Genomic DNA, 17,136 nt, shown 5'->3' on the forward strand with positions numbered 1-17,136 from the left:
AGGAAGAAAACTATGGCGAAACCTAGCCCAAACCATTTATAATAGGAGTATAATTTGGAAATGGATACCACTTTCTTTCATGTTTAAATACATGCGCCGCCTACTTCAACCCGAAGGAGAACCGCTAATGTCGGAAGAAAAAATTTTAATCGTCGATGATGAACCCGAAATTGTGGAATTGATCCGGCTTTATCTTGAAAAGGAAGGCTATGAGGTCATCAGCACCAATAACGGAACACACGCGCTGGAATTGATGCGGGAGCATCGGCCGGATTTGGTGATTCTAGATATTTTGCTTCCTGAGATGGATGGCATAGAAGTTTGCAGGCAGCTGCGTAAGACCTACAATACACCCATTCTATTCATCAGCTGCAAGCATGAGGATATGGATATCATTCTGGGATTCAGCATCGGCGGAGACGATTACATCACGAAGCCCTTCAGCCCGGGACAGCTCGTCGCCCGCGTGAAAGCGCATTTACGCCGCAATCAGCTGATCGAGCAGCATAAAGAAGACTCCCAGCAAATCTCCTTCCCCGGTCTTGATATCGATCTGCTCAGCCGGTCGGTACGTGTGGACGGGAAGCCGGTCCTGCTCTCCTCCAAGGAGTTTGATCTGCTTGTGCATTTAGCAAAATCGCCGAACAAGGTCATTCCCATCGAGCAATTGTACCGCATGACCTGGGGCGTCGACAGCAACGGCGACACCCGTACCTTACTCGTTCATATAAGCAATTTGCGCAAGAAGATCGAGGCCAGCCCTACCGATCCGAAGCACGTCTTAACCGTACGCGGAATCGGATACAAGTTCAACGGCTAACCGAGCTACTGCGCCTCGTGACCGACGAGCTTCAGCAAGCGATCCAGCTCCTGCGGGTCGAGGTCTCTCCACTTTCCTACCGGCAAATCGGCCAGCTTGATGTTCATGATGCGCACTCGCTTCAGTCGTCTTACTTCGTAACCGAAGGCGGCGCACATGCGCCGGATTTGCCGGTTCAATCCTTGCGTGAGGATGATGCGGAACACCCGCTCTCCGAGCTGCTGAACCTTGCACGGCTTCGTAATTGTCCCCAGGATTTTGACTCCGCTAGACATTCCTTTCACGAACATCGGCGTAAGGGGCTTATCCACCGTAACGATGTATTCCTTCTCATGCTCGTTCTCCGAACGCAGAATCTTGTTGACAATATCGCCGTCATTGGTGAGAAGAATGAGTCCCTCCGAGTCCTTGTCCAGCCGTCCAATGGGAAAAATACGCTCTTTATGCCCCACGAAGTCCACAATATTGCCCCGCACTTGCCGCTCCGTCGTGCTGGTGATGCCGACCGGCTTATTCAGCGCGATGTAGACGTGCTTCTTCTTCACGCCGATTCTTCGTCCGTCGACGCGCACGTCATCGCCTTCATTAACCTGACTGCCGAGCTCGGCCTTAACACCGTTAATCGTGATTCGCCCGGATTCAACCAGCTTGTCCACTTCACGCCGGGAGCAGAGCCCCGTTTCGCTTATAAATTTATTAATCCGCATGATTGTCGTCACTTTCATCTAGGGTTTGTCCTCATTATATCATGGCGAAGGTTCGATACAAAAATATCCATCCCATTTCAGCTCCCTTACGAGGTGTCGACTGGTGTCGTATGCTAAGACCATCGACTTAAAAACGGCAAGCTTCGGTTTAGGCTTGTCCCCTGCCGGGTAAGAAGACGTACCCCGACATAACGCGGGGCGCTTGACCAATTCAATCGAAGGAGTGTTGCATCCGATGAACACGAGAAAGACGCTGCCGACGATGACCAAGCCGTTTGCCCATGTACACAGCACATTAACCGCTTTGGGCTTTACCGAAGCCCCTTGCCGTGAGGGCTGTCTTTACGAAATTTTGTTTCGCGACCCGCTCACACAGCAGCAATACCCGTTCCGTATCCTCACCCAAACCCGCGATGACGGGCAAACGGAGGTACATCTAGGACAGGCCGGGTTCCATTCGAAGGATAACGTGCCTTCGGAAGCGGAGGAGGCGGCCAAGGAGATGCTTGGGGAGCTTGTAGCTTACTTAGCCAACGACCCCGGAAAACGACGAAAAAGATCTCTTCAGCACACGATGAACAGCATGGCCAGCTCGGAGGAGGACGTTGTCCGTCTTGGGAAGGTCATGTCCAATATGCCTACGAACAGCCAAGTCCGTGAAAGCGGCATGGTGCCTGACCCGATTCAATAACCATCCTTGCGATAGGCTCTTTACGAAAACTCCCGTATGCAGAGGCTTCGGCTTGTAGACCGACTCCCGCCTAGCGGGAGTTTTTTTGTAACTTATGTAACATTTCGAAGCTTGTGCCGCTTGTCAACCTCTCGAAATGTACCGCCGGCTTCGAATGATTTGGAACAAACCTAGATGCAGCTTGCGCGAAAGGAGCCCATGCTCGAATGAATGATCAGCCTACCATGGTTCCAAACAATACAGAGGAACGGCGCGCGCCGTCCTTTCACAAGGCAACGCCTTCCGGGAAGCGGACGGCTGCCGGCAAAGCGTGGCGCAAGCCTCTCCTATGGGGGCTATTGATTGCCTTGCTCACCGCCGTGCTGCTGGGAGGTGCCGGGATGGTCTGGGTGAACGGGCTGGATATCAGCAAGCTGGAGCACCCGCTGCCCGAGCCCACCTTCGTTATCGATGCCGGCGGGCAGCCGGTGTCCCAGCTATCCTCCTCACGGATCGTTCCTGTCCCGCTGAACGATATCCCCCTGGACCTGCGCAATGCGGTGATCGCCGTGGAGGACCGCCGGTTCTATGATCATGCCGGCTTCGATCTTTGGTCGATCGGGCGTGCTGTGCTGCGGGATCTGAAGCACGGCTCCCTGAAGGAAGGCGGCAGCACGATTACACAGCAGCTGGCCAAAAATTTGTTCCTCGACTCGGATAAGACGTTCAACCGCAAGTTCAAGGAGCTCGGTTACGCGATCAAAATCAATTTCACTTACAGCAAGGATGAAATTCTGGAGCTGTACTTGAACAGCATCTTCTTCGGAGAAGGGCGCTGGGGCGTCGAAGGGGCCGCTCAGCAATATTTCGGCAAGCCCGTGCAGAAGCTGACGCTGCCGGAGTCCGCCCTGCTGGCCGGGCTACCGAAGGCACCAAGCCTATACTCCCCGATGCGAAATAAAGAAAAAGCGCTCGAGCGGCGAAACCTGGTGCTGTCGATGATGCGGGAGCAGCACTTTATTACGGAGGCGGCATATCAGGAGGCCGTCGCCACGCCGATTGTGCTGAAGCCCAACCACGGCGAAACGCTGAAGGGCAAGTATCCGTCTTACGTGGATTATGTGCTGGAAGAAGCTGAGCGGCTCTACGGCTTCACCGAACAACAGGTGCTTACGATGGGGCTGCGGATTCATACGGCCATGGATACGTCCGTTCAACAGGCCGCCGAGCAGCTGTACCGGGAGGATTCGTGGTTCCCGGCGGGTCCCACCGACCAGCCGGTGCAGAGCAGCGTGGTCGTCATTGACCATAAGACGGGAGCTATCCGCGCCATGGTCGGCTCCCGCGGAGAGCAGGTACAGCGCGGCTTCAATCGGGCTACCCAGCTGAAGCGCCAGCCCGGCTCCTCCTTCAAGCCGCTGGCTGTCTACGGTCCGGCACTGGAGCGCGGCTACACGCCGGATTCCACGCTGTACGACGGCGACCTGAACATCGGCGGCTATCAGCCAAAGGATTGGGACGGCCAGACCCGCGGCCAAGTCTCGCTGCGGGAAGCCGTGCTGCGCTCGTGGAACATCCCGGCTGTCTGGCTGCTGAACGAGATCGGGCTTGACGCCGGCATGGATTACCTGCGCAGGGCGGGGATTCAGCTGCCGAAGGCGGACCGCAATCTCAGCATGGCGCTGGGCGGCTTATCCGAGGGCGTCTCGCCGCTGCAGATGGCGCAGGCTTACGGCGCCATCGCCAATCAAGGCGTGCTGCAGCGGGCCCACGCCATCACGAAGATAACGACCAAGGAGGGACACCCCTTGGTCGAAGCGCTGCCGCAGCCGACGCAGCTGACGAAGCCCATGCACGCGTATACGCTGACGCTGCTGCTGCAGGAGGCCGTGGCTTCCGGCTCAGGCAAGGCCGCCGCGCTGGGCGGCAGGCCCGTGGCCGGGAAGACCGGCACCACGCAGCTGCCGGCGACAGCGGAGTTCGCGCAGATCGGCGCCAATGGTGCGAAGGACGCGTGGTTCGTGGGCTTCACGCCGGAGCTGACGGCTGCGATATGGCTCGGTTACGATCAGACGGATCGTAACCATTATTTGACGACCTCCGGAGGAGCGGTCCCAGCCGTGCTGTTCCGGGAGCTGATGACCCGCGTGCTGAAGGACGTGCCGGCATCTCCGTTTCCCGTGCCGCAGGAGGTCCTCGATGCGCAGGCCGCCGCAAAGGCTGCTGCCCAAGCGGCGGCCCAGGCACAGCTCCAGCAGCGGCTGCAGCTCGAAGAGCAATTGAACCTGGCACGGCAGCAGCAGCAAGGAAACGGAGCCAAAGGAAAGGGCAAGAAGAAAGACGATTGAATCACCTAACCTATCTGTTCAGATCGAGCCGCTCATGGTATACTGTCCTTTATTTTCCTAGCTTTCTTGAGTGAAATGAAGGAGAGTTTTTGCTTTGAGCGGTTCTTTAGCATTCGTAACCGGCTTTCTGTTTTCCCTGTCTTTATGCTTTGACCTGGGAATGGTCAACATCAATATGATCAAAACGGCCATAGAACGCGGTCTTCGTCCGGCTTTTTTGTTCGGCTTCGGTTCCGCAATCGGAGATCTCATTTACTTGTCCTTGGCGCTGCTCGGCTTTTCCGCCATTCTTCAGCTCGACTTCGTGAGGTGGGCCGTCTGGATTGGCGGAACGGCCGTGCTATTGTATTTTACTTACAGCATGCTGCGCGACACATTTCGTGCCCGCTCCTTTGTGCTGGACGGTGTATCTGTGACGGATAGAACTCCGCTGAGCGATGTGCTTTGGGGAATCGGTATCGCTCTGTCCTCGCCTACAGCCATCCTTTGGTTCGCGGCGGCAGCCGGTCCCATTGCGGCCAGCGATCCTGCCGAGAGCCTTTCCGGTCTCATGCTCTTTATGAGCGGATTTTTCATCGCCGGGCTGCTGTGGTCCTTCGGCATCTCGCTAGTCGGCACCCGCAGCGGACAAGCCCTTGGCGAACGCTTTGTGAGAACGTTGTCCTTTATCTCGGCACTCATGTTCCTCTACTTCGCTGCGCACGTATTCTGGGACGGATGGAAGCAGCTGATGTGAGCTGGCGCTGGCAGTAAATAAACAGATCGGGCTACCGGAATGCCGGTAGGCAAAAAAGAGGCTGCCTCCCCGGCAGCCTCTTTTCGTTTCGATCAATCGTCATCATCGTGACCGTTGTCTTTCCCTTTGTCCTTGTTCTTCTCGTAGCCCTTCTCTTTGTCCGGGCCTTTGTCCTTCTCATGGCCCTTTGCCTTGCCCTGGGCCTTCTCGCTTGCCTTCTCCGCCCCTTTTCCCGGAGGACCGGAAGGTCCGTCTTCCTTCCATTTGACCTCGACCTTCCAATCCGGGGAAACGCTCTTCAGGCCGAACTGCGCGGACAAACGCTCCTTCAGACCCTTTTCCCAAGCGGCCCGGTCGGAAGGCAAGCCCTGCAGCAGCATTCGCAGGAGCTGCTCCGCGGCGGCATCGGTCAACCGGATAACCGCGCGGTCCTTCGTCTGCACGTAGATGTCAGTCTTCATCTTCTTGCCGGCATCTTCCGCCTTCTGTTCAATCTTCAGCTTCAGCTCGCGGCTCTCCAGCTCAACCTCCAGCTTCTCCCAAGCCCAGGCTCCTGTCCCTGCCGCAGCAGCAGGAGCTGCCTGGTCTGCCTTAGGTGCTGCTGAGCCGGAAGACGCAGCTGGAGCTGGAGTCGGCGTCGTCACCGGCACCTGTGTTGGCGCGGGCTCGGGTGCCGGCACAGGTGCCGCGTTGGACACGGGCGCGTCTTCCGCCGCAGCCGCAGTCTCGCTGCTTGCCTTCACGTAAGCGGCCTGCTCCTTGCTGTTCAGGATCAGCTCCACCTGATCCCCCTTCTGCAGGTCGCTGAGACTTGCCTTTTGCAGATTGCGGTATACCCATACGTTTGCGGCGATCGGATACTCTGCCTCCGACCCTCCCGAGGTCAGCTTGATGGATTTATTTCCGTTCTCCAAGCTGACGAATTGCCCCTGCGTGCTCTTCGATACTTCTGCGGATACCGGAGCATCCCCCAGCATCACCGCCCCGTACACCAGCCCGGATGCCAATACACAGGCTATCATAATAAACAGCGTTTTTCGCCAAAGCGAAGACTTCATCTAGTACCCTCCTTCACAAGCCCGAAGCTCATGGAATAATAGAGTACTTATAAGCTTCGCAGACGACTCCCGTTTTGGGGGCATTGCCGCTTCAAACCCGCACCAGTACACGCTCCCAGCGGTGTTCATATTCCTGAAGCTTTGGATGAAGTCCACCCGACCCTGCTCCGGTGCCGTCTTCAGCAATGAACAGACGGATGCGTTTTATCCATTCCTCGAACGTGTCATAGCCCGCCATCCGGTTCGCCATCTGCTGTGTCACGTAGGCAAAATGCGGCCCCTTATACTTCTCCTGCAAAAACCGGAAAGCAAAATCGACCGGCGTATATTTCTTGCGCTTCGCTTCAAAGTTTTCAATCACCCAGTCGATGTCCGTATCGCTTTCGTCCAGCAGAGCCTCCAGCAGCTGTACCCGGCGGTACATAGGCTCCGCCGCCCCGCTGCGGTCCATGCGGCGAAGCGTCTCCTCATGAAGCGGATAGAACACGACCTTCGCGAACCGCCGGTCTTCGGCCGTGTGAAGCACCTGCATCAGCTCCTGCGCCGTATATCCTTCGAAGCTGTCGTAAACCCACATCGTGCCGCGCTCCCCCTGCCGCGGATCAGGCGGCTCATATCCGAAGGGAACCTTGATATTGTCTCTAGCCATACGGTGATCATCTCCCTTTTGTACACCTGCGTAGGGTTAGTATGGATCAGAAGCCGTCAAATTATGGGAGGCTCCCACAATAACCCCCAACGGCGCTCAGACCTTCAACCAAGCCTCCCGAACGGGCTGCCACAGCTCCAGCTTCGCCTCTAAGGACAGTGTATGCGCCGGGCTCGAAGAGGGAAGTGTCACATAAGTGAGAGCTCCTTCCTCCCTAAGTGTCGGAAGCACATGCCGACGATACAGCTCCGACGCCGTTCTTCCGTTAAAGAACACATGACGGATCCCTTGATACCGGCTGTAAAATGCTGCAAAATCCCCTGCCTCCGGCTCCCGGATCGCCGAATCGAGACTGCCTTCCCGCTCGCAGACGGACAGCACGTCCCATAGGGCAACGCCGCGGGAAAGAGCGAAACGGATTCGCTCGTCATAGCTGCCGTTTGGTTCCCCGCCGTCAAGCAGCCGGTAAAGCAGCGGCCAGAACCGGTTGCGCGGATGCCCGTAATACTGCTGCGCCTTTAGTGAGGCAACCCCGGGCATGGAACCGAGAATCAACAGCCGGCAGTCCTCCCGGACGAGGGGCGGAAGGCCAACAATTTTCATAGGCGCTTACCTCCTCTTACAGCTTAATGCTGCCCTGTTCCGCAGCAGCCTGCAGCCGCACGCGCTTTGACGGCAGATTGAGCACCACCAGTCCCACCGTAAACAGCACCGCACCACCGATAATATAAGTCGTCACCGGATCACCATAGAACAGATATCCCCAAAGTATCGTGAAAAGCACCGCCGTGTTGCTCACAATGACAGCGATCGGAAACGCGACCTTCTTCAGCGCCTGCGAGAACCAATAGAAGCTCAGCCCCGTGATCAAACCGAGCAGCATGAGGGCAAGCCAGGCTGTCCATGTCATCGCTCCCTTTATCTCAAACTGCCAAGGAAGCGGTAGCAGCATGACGAGCGACGCCCAGAAGAAGATGGAAAAGTTCATGGTGCCTGAGTCCAGATCGCGAATGAGGAGCTTCTGGCTCAGCACGTGGAAGGTAGCTCCGATCCCTGAGATCACAAAGAGAAGAGTGGTCAACGCTCCTCCGCTGAACAGCTCGGCCAGGGGTACCCCATTCCAGCTGATGATGAGCACACCGGCTACACACATTGCGGCAGCGAACCAGCCTCTTGGGGTCACCTTGTCCTTGAGCAGCACAACCGATAGAAGCAGCAGCGATACGGTCTGCACGGGACCGACCAGAATGTTGCCGTAGGAATACCCGATGGAGATGGCGATATTCTCAAAAAAGTAATTCATACATTTCCCGATCGCGCCGATCCATATCCATTTCATATCGAAGCGAAGCTGCAGGCTTCTATCGCGGATGAAAAGAAAAAGCCCCAAGAACAAAACGCCGAATGCAAACCGGGCAAGCGTGATCGTGGTGCTGTCCACCGCAGCCGAAGCAGCCTTCACTAGAATGCCGACAAAGCTCCAAGAAAGGGTGGCCAGCATTAATAGAACGTAACCCATCGTTCGTACTCCTCTAGGTTAGACATGATGTAGATAATTCATTGTACCACGAAAAAAAACCGCAGGGCGCGGTTACACTCGAAATCGCCCTACGGTTTGCTCTAATTGCTCCGCCGTCTCGCGAAGGCTGCCGGCCTGCGTAGCTGTCTGATCGGCGGAGATCAGCTGCTGCGCGGAAGCGTCTGCGGTCAGCTTCATATGCTGTGCCGCCTCGCCGGCGATTCGCGACATCTCCTCGATACCGGCGGTAACCTCTTCCGTACCGGCCGACATTTGCTCGGAGGCGGCGGAAATTTCCTGGATCTGCTCGGACACCTGCTGAGCCGTCGCCACAATCCGTTCAAAGGCCTCGCCGACGCGCTTCACTTCCTCCACGCCGTGCGCAACCTCACGCCCGCCGGTTTCCATGGCGGCAACTGCCTGTTTCATCGAGGCCTGGATCTCCGCAATCTGCTCGTTGATCTCGCGCGACGACTCCTCCGATTGCTCGGCCAGCTTTCTTACTTCGCCGGCCACTACGGCGAAGCCCTTGCCCTGCTCTCCCGCCCGGGCCGCTTCGATGGCCGCATTCAGCGCAAGCAGGTTCGTCTGTGAGGCGATGCCCGTGATCACAGCAGCCATCTCGCTGACAGCATCCATCCGCTCGTTCAGCTGACGGATCGCCGAACCTACGGCATCGGCCGAATCGCTGAGGGTCAGCATCTGTCCCATGGCGCCATGCGAAGCTTCACGACCCAGCTTCGCCTCGTCCACCATGGATAGGGAGGCCTCCGTAACCTGGGCCGAGGACTCCGCGATGCGCTGAATGCCCACAGCCATTTCCTCCATGGCCTTAGCGCTGTCCTCCGCGCTGGTAGCCTGGGTCTCCGCCCCCGCGGCCACCTCGGCTACCGCCCTCGAGATATCGGACGCGGAAGCGGCGGATTGTGCAGCCCCTTCGGACAGCTGTCCCGCTGTAACCGTTACTTGCGAGGTAAGGCGGCGAACGGTTCCGATCATCTCCTGCAGATGAGCAATGAAGCCGTTGATCTCCTCCCCGAGCCGGCCCAGCTCATCCTTGCTTCGGATCGGAATACGGTAGGCCAGATTGGCTTCGTGGGAGTTCAGGTTCACGGCGGCCTGCAGCATAAACCGCAGCTTCCGTCCGACCGCGAACTGGGAGAGAGCCCAGATCAGCAGCAGCATCCCCGCGAATAATCCGATCAGCTCCAGAAGAAGCGTTCGCTGCTGCTTCGCAATCAAAGCATCCGAAGCCTCCTTGGACAGGGCTACCCTAACACCGCCCCAATGCTTCCCGTCCAATAGTAACGGATAGGAGATATCCCACGTTTCAACCGTCTTCCCTTCAAGGATGCGCGGATATTTTTGCAGCAGCACGTCCGAGGTGTTCTGATTCGCCGCCGCCTGATAGCCCGTCGTATCGTTAAAAACGCGGTTGGCCCGGTATTTTTGACTCAAAAGCCCTTCAACGCCCCAATCATCCTTGGAGCTCCCGCCGGTTGCGCTATATTTGGTGTTATGGGTTGCGATATAACCCGCATAATCAGGATTTGCCGAGAACGCGATCGGCAAGGCGAATACGACCTGATCGTCCGTCAGAAACGCATCGATCACCTTTTGCCAGCGGTCGTCCGTGTAGGCGTCGTAGGCGCTCCTATATTTGAGCTCATACTGGGCGAGCGGAATTTCCTTGCCGTTAAAAAGCACCTGCCTCCCCGAAGCATAAGCCGGGTCCTTCGAGCGTTTGGCGGCTTCCAGCTCACTCTCTGGAATCAGCTGGAGCTTATCATCAAACAGCCGCTTCTTAACCTCATTCCCCGTGAAGCGCGTTCCATCGGATAAAGTGACACCCGTTTGCATATCGGCTTCCGTCACGCTCTGCAGGCTCCTCGACAGAGCCATGGCCAGGCTTCTGCCTTTATCCAGCAGCTGCCCCTCTACGTCTTTACGAATTTCATTGGATTGAAAAAGATAAACCGACCCCATCAAAACCAATAATACACCGGTAGTGTAAAGCATAAACCGGCCGGTGAGAGATTGTACCCATTTCCACATCCGTCTAACCTCCTATCCTCGTGGCAGATCTTCATGTCCTTAGTACCATTTTATAATGGCTGCCTGCGAGAGATGGGATAAGATTCGGCCGGAAATGTGACGAAACAGGAAAGTTTTGGTTAAGTAATCATTAAGCCTTCAACTCTAGCTGCAGCGCGCGCTCCAAATAAGGATCCGCCCCCAGAAAATCCCGAAAGGCCTCATAGCCCTGCCGCAGCTTCTCCAGCTCGGCCTGCGGCGGACGCTTGCCCTTTACCGCACGGATCAAAATATTTTTGGGCGTATGCTCCATATCTATAAATTCAAGCAGCTGCGTGCGATAGCCCATCATATCCAGCAGTCGCGCCCGCATCGCATCCGTAGCCAAGGAAGAGAAGCGCTCCTTCAGGATCCCGTGCTGAAGCAGGGGCGATAGGACGTCGCTGCGGACCTGACGAAACAGCTCATGCTGACAGCAGGGCACCGAGAGGATCACATCGGCTCCCCAGCGTACGGCCTTCTCCAGTGCGGCATCGGTGGCCGTGTCGCAGGCATGCAGCGTGACGACCATATCGACCCGGTCCAGCTCATCATATTTCGCAATATCTCCGACCAGGAACCGAAGCCCCCGGTAGTCGAACTTCTCAGCCAGAGCACAGCAGTGTGCTATGACATCCTCCTTCAGATCGAGTCCGATGACCCGGATGTCCAGACCCTGCAGCTCCTTCAAGTAATGGTATAGGGCGAAGGTCAGGTACGACTTGCCGCAGCCGAAGTCGACGATGTTCAGCGTGCGATCCTTGGCCAGATGCGGTACAACGTCGGCAATCATCTCCACGAAGCGGTTGATCTGCCGAAATTTATCATACTTCGCAGCCAACACCTTCCCCTCGGCATTCATGATGCCCAGCTCCACGAGAAAAGGGACCGGAACTCCCTCTTCAAGAAGATACTGCTTCTTCCGATTGTGGGTTAACGTCTTGGGAGCCTCCTTGGTAGGCGGCTTCTTGAGGATCCCAACCTTGCCCTTCTTGCTGATCAATACTTGGTAGTCGGCATCCGCCGACTGCAGCAGCGCCTGACGATACTGCTCGCCAAGAAGCACACTCAGCTTCTCTTGTGCCGCCGCGGGCTCCAGATTGTCGTGAAATACCTTCGGTCCGCAGAAGGAGCTGAATTGATAGTAAAGCTCTCCTTTCAATTGTACCGGCTTCACTGTCACCTTTGTGCATCCGGATGGATCGCTGCGGCGCGGCTGGCTGACGGTAGCTTGAATCAGCTTACGCTCCTTGATGATCTCTTGTAGTAATTCCTGCAGGTCGTGTTCCATGGCATTGCCATCCCCATTTGCTTAAAAATTCGGCTTGAGCCGGATGATTTTATCATCGTCCGCCTTCGGCTGTCCGCGGCCGTCGCGATTGTTCGTCAGAAGGTAAACGGACCCGTCCGGCCCTTCGGCCACCGCCCGTATTCTGCCAAATTCCCCCTTGTAAAGCGGCTCGATGGCATGGACGCCCTTGCCGTCCTCCGTGAGCGTCACCCGCAGCACCTGCGTCCCCCGAAGGTTAGCCGCCAGCAGGTTGCCCTTCCAGGGCCCTTTCGTCACAAAGGTGATGCCGGAGGGGGCCCAGGTGTCGTCCCCGCTATGCGCGAGCGGCGTTTTAAGCGGTCCGGGACCGAGCTTCCCGGCATCCGTAGGCTTCACCTGGCTCTCATTGCCTTGGATGAGCGGCCAGCCGTAATTCGCCCCGGGCTCGATGAGGTTGATCTCGTCGTGCGCCGTCTGTCCGTGCTCGGTGCTGTAAAGCTGCTTTGTCACCGGGTGCCATGCTAGTCCCTGCGGGTTCCGATGCCCTAAGCTGTATACCGGTGAACCGGGAAACGGATTGTCTTTAGGCACCTGGCCGTCCGGCTGCACACGAAAAATTTTGCCGGCCAGCGAGTCCAGCTGCTGTGCCAGGGAGGGGGAGGCGGCATCACCATTCGTGACATACAGCATACCGTCCGGTCCGAACCTTACACGTCCACCGTCATGAATCCGGTTGCCCGGCAGTCTATCTATAATGACACGGTCGAGTTTGGCGCTGCCCCCTTGTTCGATGAGGCGAACGACCCGATTGACCGGCTTCCCGCCGCTATCTTGGTACGAATGGTACACATAAATATAGTGATTTTTGGCAAAATCGGGGTCGAGGGTCAGCCCAAGAACTCCTGCTTCCGCTTCCTTGTAGAGCCCGTCCTCGATGCGGAACACCGGCTTTTCCGCCAGCTTGCCCTGATCGATCATGCGCAGTGTCCCGCCGCGCTCTGTGAAGAACAGGCGTCCGTCCGGAGCAAAAGCAAGATCCCAAGGCACCTGTAATCCCGATACGAGCACTTCGGCCGTATAGGGGGTCGACTTCGAGCTCGCCGGTGCCTCGGTTTGCTTGCCGGGAGCCGATACGGGAGGAGCCGAAGGCTTGTTCATATCGCAGCCGCTCAGCAGCATCGCCCCCGCTAAGCCGAGCAGAGGCCATTTCGATATTCCGATCATGGTAGACAGCACCGCCTTATCCCTTTTGCTATCCATTATAACCCAAGTCAAAAGCTCTAAGCGAACGAGGGCATAGAAAAAGCACAGCTGCACGCTCCGTATACTCGAAGCGTGGCTGTGCTTTCTTCAACCGTCTTACTTGCTCAGGAACGATTCCAGCATCCAAACATGCTTCTCCAGCCCGCTGTGGATGGCCAGCAGCATATCGCCGGTCGTTTCATCACCCGTTTCCTCGGCAATGCTCATCCCCTCACGCAGCTCTTGAATAATGGTGCCGAAATCGTTAACGATCGCCTGGACCATCTGATCCGCGTTTTCGCTGCCGCCGGCTTCCTGAATGCTCGACTTCGCCAAAATTTCCTTCATTGTCGCCACCGGCTGGCCTCTTAATGCCAACAGACGCTCCGCGAGATTATCCACATGCAGGGCAGCCTCGGTATACAGCTCCTCAAACTTGGTATGCAGGGTAAAAAATTGCGGCCCTTTAATATACCAATGGTAATTATGAAGCTTGATAAACAGCACGCTCCAATTGGCGATCTGGGTATTCAGTACTTCCGTTAAATTTTTGGACATCGTTTTCGCTCCTCCTTCCAAGACATACAAAGCTTATCATTTAACAATAAACCCCATTTCATGTATGCTTCAATGTGCAAATTACAAAAAAAAGCTGCCACAAGGCTCAGGCCTCGGACAGCTTGCAAATCTTCTATGAAGTATGGATGGAAGCCAGTATGCCTGCATGGCCCGTTTCCAGATCCTCCATGTCGGGATGCAGCGGGAAACGGACGCAAAAAATCGTGCCGACCTCTCCGGTTTGCCAAGTAATCCGCGCTTGATGCCGAGCCGCAATACTGAAGCACACGGCGAGTCCAAGCCCCGTGCCTGTTTCCTTCGTGGTAAAGAACGGCGTCCCCAGCTTCTGCAGCACATTAGGGTTCATCCCATGTCCCTGGTCACGTACCTCCAGCATGGTTCCTTCGTTATCTGTATAAGTAGCCAGCGTTAATGTCCCCCCTGCCTCCATAGCTTCCAGACCGTTCAGCGCCAAATTCAGAATCATCTGCCTGATTTCCTTTTCATCCAATGCCAGCTGCGGAACGTCTCCAAGCTTCATGGACACGGTTTTTCCCGCCAGTGTGGCCTCGGCTTGGATCAGCGGAACGATCGCTCCCACAATCCCATTGAGACTTTGCAGCCTGCGGTCGGTGGTCTTGTTTTTAGCAAGCGCCAAAAACTCCGTAATAATGCCGTTTGCCCGGTTCAGCTCCTCCACCATGATGTCTAGAATCTCCCGGCCCGGCAGCGTTTTCTTCGCCCGCATCAGCTGAAGGAAGCCGCGTACGGTCGTCATTGGATTGCGAATTTCATGGGCAATGCCCGCAGCCATCTCTCCGATCATATGCAGCCGGTCCAGACGGGCAATTTCCCGTTCCAGCTCCACCCGGTCCGTAATATCTGTGATTACCGTGAGTACGCAGGGCTCTCCGAGCGTTTCGATAATTTCCGTGGAAAGCAATCCGACGCGGACTTCTCCTGCCTTGGTCACATAACTAACCTTCAGATCCTGCACGGTGCCTTCTCCGTCTACCGAATAATGCTGACCTTGGGATTCCTGAGGCTCCACCGTCAGCTGCAAATCCGCTTTTCCCTGAATAAGCTCCTCGGGGGTATATCCCGTGTGGCGAACCCAGCTTTCGTTCACGTCCAGATAAGAATGGTCGCTCAGCGATTGAATTCCCATTAAGCTGGGACTTGCTTTAAATATTTTATAGAACCGTTCCTGCGAATACTGTACGTCGAGCTTCATCCGATTCTGTTCCGAAGTATCCGTCACATAAATGCTGGCCCCATGAGCCGTCGGATAGACGCGGACCTCGATCCAGCCCCCCGTCAGAAGCGAATAGAGCTCCTCCTTGACCGGAAGCTGCTCCTTAATTGATCTTTGTACCAGCTCAAAGGTCCGGCTCTTCTCCTTGGATACGAAGTCCCAAAGCGATCGTCCGTACGCCATATTTAGGCTGACACCAATCTGCTTCTCGGCAGATCCGTTCAAATAGTGAATGCGCATATTCGCATCGAGTGCATAGAACGCATCCGTGATGCTTTCCAAAATGTCGCTGATCTGATCATAAGAGCTCTTCAGCTGCTCAGCCATCCTGGAGCGCTCTTGCATCTCCTCCTTCAGCCTGGCATTGGCCCCCTGCAGGTCGCTTGTCCGCTGCGCCACGGCCTCTTCAAGCCGCATATATTGAAGCTTTCTCTCCGTAATATCCCTTACTGAACATACATAGATGGAGCGATCCTCAATACGCGCCTCCCCGAGCTGAACCTCCGTGGGGAACGTACTTCCATCCTTGCGCACCGCTTGTTTCTCAGAGATGCGTCCGATTCTTCCGATCAGCGCCTCTTGAGCCTTGACACTTGTGCCGAACCATTGCTCGGCATCCGGAAGGAGAACGCTCAACGGCTTGGTCATCAGCTCCTCCGGCTGGTAGCCCAGCATCGGCTTGATGGCCGGGTTGGCGCTCATAATTTTCCCTTCCGCATCCACAACGAGAATGGAATCGACAGAGGTTTCGCCGACAACACGGGCCAATGCCTCCATCTTCCTCAGTTCCCTAGTCGTCTCAAGAAGCAGAGTGTTCGCCGCTTGCAGCTCCTCCGTCCGGTTAGCAATCAGTTCCTTCTGAGCTTTGAGCCGCTGACGGTCGGCGTACAGCTGCACAAATTGCTCCACCTTATATTTCAAAGCCGCCGGATGAACCGGCTTGAATACAAAATCAATTGCGCCTACCTCATAGCCGCGCACCGTATGCTCCGTTGCATGACTTAACGCCGTGACGAAGATAACGGGAATGTGTTTCGAAAGCTCGCGGGATTTAATCATTTTGACCGTATCGAAGCCATTGAGTCCCGGCATCTGCACATCCATCAAAATCAGCGCAAAGTCATCCTTGAGTACAAGCCGCAAAGCTTCCTCTCCGGATCCGGCCGTGACGATGGCATAGTCGGGGGATTGCAGCGTGGAGGTCATAGCTAGCAAATTTTCCGGTCGGTCATCGACAATCAACACGTTAACCTGCTTTTGATGCATTGCAATTCTCCTGCTTCCCGGTGAAAGTTTAAGTAAGATACTCTTCTGTATTCGATAAAGCCCGTTCAATTCCTTCCTTTCCATAACGAAACAAGCCCCCGTTCTTTTTTCTATGAAAAGAACAGAGGCCTGTCAATGTTATGCTTTAGATATAACGTGCAATCAGCTGCTCCAGTCGATCGGCCGCCTCGTAGGCCCCGCGGCGAAGTTCGCTGCCCGGTATAGTAAACCGGATAAAGCTCTCGTCCATCTCCATCGCTTCCGCGAAAATCCCCCTGAGCCCTCGCGCCTTGCGGTCAATCTGCATATACAGCTCAAGGTCATCCCCGCGCGGGAAGAAGAGCACTTCCAGCTCGTCAAGCGAGCCCCGAAACTTGCTGGTCGGCACGAACTCGAACTCTTGGACGAACGGCAAGCCCATACCGAGCCGCGGAGCATACTCGTTCGTCACCTCGCGCAATCGAAAGCCCAGCACATCGAGCGCATCCAGAATCACTTGCATGGAGTCGCTGGCTCGCACCTCCATGTAATCCCGATCCGTCGGGTCAAGGGCCATTTTGATATCGAGCCCTGTTTCAAGCCATACCCTCGTGCTGCGGTACGATACCGGGGTACGATCAGGAACCGGCACAGCGAACGGAATTTCTCTCGTTTCATTCGGCTTCAGAACAAATCCCTCTGTAATGAGGTATTTGGCTACCTCCGCCTCCTTCGTTACCTTGGTATCGTTCTCTTCCTTGATATAATGCGTCTTAATGTATAAGTAAATATTATCAATCTGCTGCTCCAGCTGGCCTCCGCGAATCGCAACTACACCGCGAAGCTCCTCTCCGATGACGACCTCCGCCGACTCCAATCGGGTATCCACCGTTGCCGAGCCGATGCCGACGCTAGCCATCATTTTTTTAAAGAAAGACATTTGGAATTCCCCCTCGATTGATAAGCATCCCATGATGCCGATTGAT

At 55.8% G+C, this 17,136-nt stretch carries 15 protein-coding genes; 4 read left to right on the forward strand and 11 right to left on the reverse strand.

Translation table 11 applies throughout. From position 1 onward, the window contains the following. Positions 1 to 127 precede the first annotated feature (127 nt). Positions 128 to 820, forward strand: coding sequence for a response regulator transcription factor (locus tag RAC89_RS11275; protein WP_306613525.1), 693 nt, complete (start codon positions 128 to 130; stop codon positions 818 to 820). A gap of 5 nt (positions 821 to 825) precedes the next feature. On the opposite strand, the gene rluF is transcribed toward RAC89_RS11275, so the two are convergent. Then, positions 826 to 1,527, reverse strand: a complete 702-nt coding sequence (gene rluF, locus RAC89_RS11280; protein WP_306616086.1) for a 23S rRNA pseudouridine(2604) synthase RluF — start codon at positions 1,525 to 1,527, stop codon at positions 826 to 828. A gap of 235 nt (positions 1,528 to 1,762) precedes the next feature. On the opposite strand from rluF, the gene RAC89_RS11285 reads away from it, so the two are divergent. The 3 genes from RAC89_RS11285 (at position 1,763) to RAC89_RS11295 (ending at position 5,281) form a co-directional block, all read left to right on the forward strand. Then, positions 1,763 to 2,218: a hypothetical protein gene (locus RAC89_RS11285; protein ID WP_306613526.1), complete on the forward strand. Its 456-nt coding sequence runs from the start codon at positions 1,763 to 1,765 to the stop codon at positions 2,216 to 2,218. Between the two features lie 206 nt (positions 2,219 to 2,424). Next, positions 2,425 to 4,545: a transglycosylase domain-containing protein gene (locus RAC89_RS11290; RefSeq protein ID WP_306613527.1), complete on the forward strand. Its 2,121-nt coding sequence runs from the start codon at positions 2,425 to 2,427 to the stop codon at positions 4,543 to 4,545. A 94-nt stretch (positions 4,546 to 4,639) separates the two neighbouring features. Beyond that, positions 4,640 to 5,281 carry a LysE family translocator gene (locus RAC89_RS11295; protein WP_306613528.1) on the forward strand — a complete coding sequence of 214 codons (642 nt, stop codon included), beginning with the start codon at positions 4,640 to 4,642 and terminating at the stop codon, positions 5,279 to 5,281. Between the two features lie 92 nt (positions 5,282 to 5,373). Here the strand turns inward: RAC89_RS11295 and RAC89_RS11300 are convergent, their stop codons facing one another. From RAC89_RS11300 to RAC89_RS11345, 10 genes are all read right to left on the reverse strand, one after another. Then, positions 5,374 to 6,339: a hypothetical protein gene (locus tag RAC89_RS11300; RefSeq protein ID WP_306613530.1), complete on the reverse strand. Its 966-nt coding sequence runs from the start codon at positions 6,337 to 6,339 to the stop codon at positions 5,374 to 5,376. A 91-nt stretch (positions 6,340 to 6,430) separates the two neighbouring features. After that, positions 6,431 to 6,988 carry a hypothetical protein gene (locus RAC89_RS11305; protein WP_306613531.1) on the reverse strand — a complete coding sequence of 186 codons (558 nt, stop codon included), beginning with the start codon at positions 6,986 to 6,988 and terminating at the stop codon, positions 6,431 to 6,433. Positions 6,989 to 7,084: 96 nt separating this feature from the next. After that, a complete protein-coding gene (locus tag RAC89_RS11310; protein WP_306613532.1) occupies positions 7,085 to 7,591 on the reverse strand; it encodes a DNA-deoxyinosine glycosylase in 507 nt (168 codons plus the stop codon). Positions 7,592 to 7,607: 16 nt separating this feature from the next. Next, on the reverse strand, positions 7,608 to 8,507 hold the full coding sequence (locus RAC89_RS11315; protein WP_306613533.1) for a DMT family transporter: 900 nt from the start codon (positions 8,505 to 8,507) through the stop codon (positions 7,608 to 7,610). A gap of 72 nt (positions 8,508 to 8,579) precedes the next feature. After that, positions 8,580 to 10,562, reverse strand: coding sequence for a methyl-accepting chemotaxis protein (locus RAC89_RS11320; protein ID WP_306613534.1), 1,983 nt, complete (start codon positions 10,560 to 10,562; stop codon positions 8,580 to 8,582). A 130-nt stretch (positions 10,563 to 10,692) separates the two neighbouring features. Next, the gene (locus tag RAC89_RS11325) at positions 10,693 to 11,871 is read right to left on the reverse strand and encodes a class I SAM-dependent methyltransferase (RefSeq protein WP_306613535.1); all 1,179 of its coding nucleotides are present in this window, start codon (positions 11,869 to 11,871) and stop codon (positions 10,693 to 10,695) included. Positions 11,872 to 11,892: 21 nt separating this feature from the next. Further along, the gene (locus RAC89_RS11330) at positions 11,893 to 13,110 is read right to left on the reverse strand and encodes a PQQ-dependent sugar dehydrogenase (RefSeq protein ID WP_306613536.1); all 1,218 of its coding nucleotides are present in this window, start codon (positions 13,108 to 13,110) and stop codon (positions 11,893 to 11,895) included. 99 nt (positions 13,111 to 13,209) lie between these two features. Next, positions 13,210 to 13,650 (reverse strand): Dps family protein, encoded by a 441-nt coding sequence (locus RAC89_RS11335; RefSeq protein ID WP_284642893.1) that lies wholly within the window; start codon positions 13,648 to 13,650, stop codon positions 13,210 to 13,212. A gap of 133 nt (positions 13,651 to 13,783) precedes the next feature. Beyond that, positions 13,784 to 16,171: a PAS domain S-box protein gene (locus tag RAC89_RS11340; RefSeq protein ID WP_306613537.1), complete on the reverse strand. Its 2,388-nt coding sequence runs from the start codon at positions 16,169 to 16,171 to the stop codon at positions 13,784 to 13,786. A gap of 145 nt (positions 16,172 to 16,316) precedes the next feature. Next, positions 16,317 to 17,090 carry a sporulation protein gene (locus RAC89_RS11345; protein WP_306613538.1) on the reverse strand — a complete coding sequence of 258 codons (774 nt, stop codon included), beginning with the start codon at positions 17,088 to 17,090 and terminating at the stop codon, positions 16,317 to 16,319. Between the last annotated feature and the right edge of the window lie 46 nt (positions 17,091 to 17,136).

The sequence above is a fragment of the Paenibacillus sp. GD4 genome, assembly GCF_030846225.1.
Taxonomy (GTDB): domain Bacteria; phylum Bacillota; class Bacilli; order Paenibacillales; family NBRC-103111; genus Paenibacillus_G; species Paenibacillus_G silviterrae.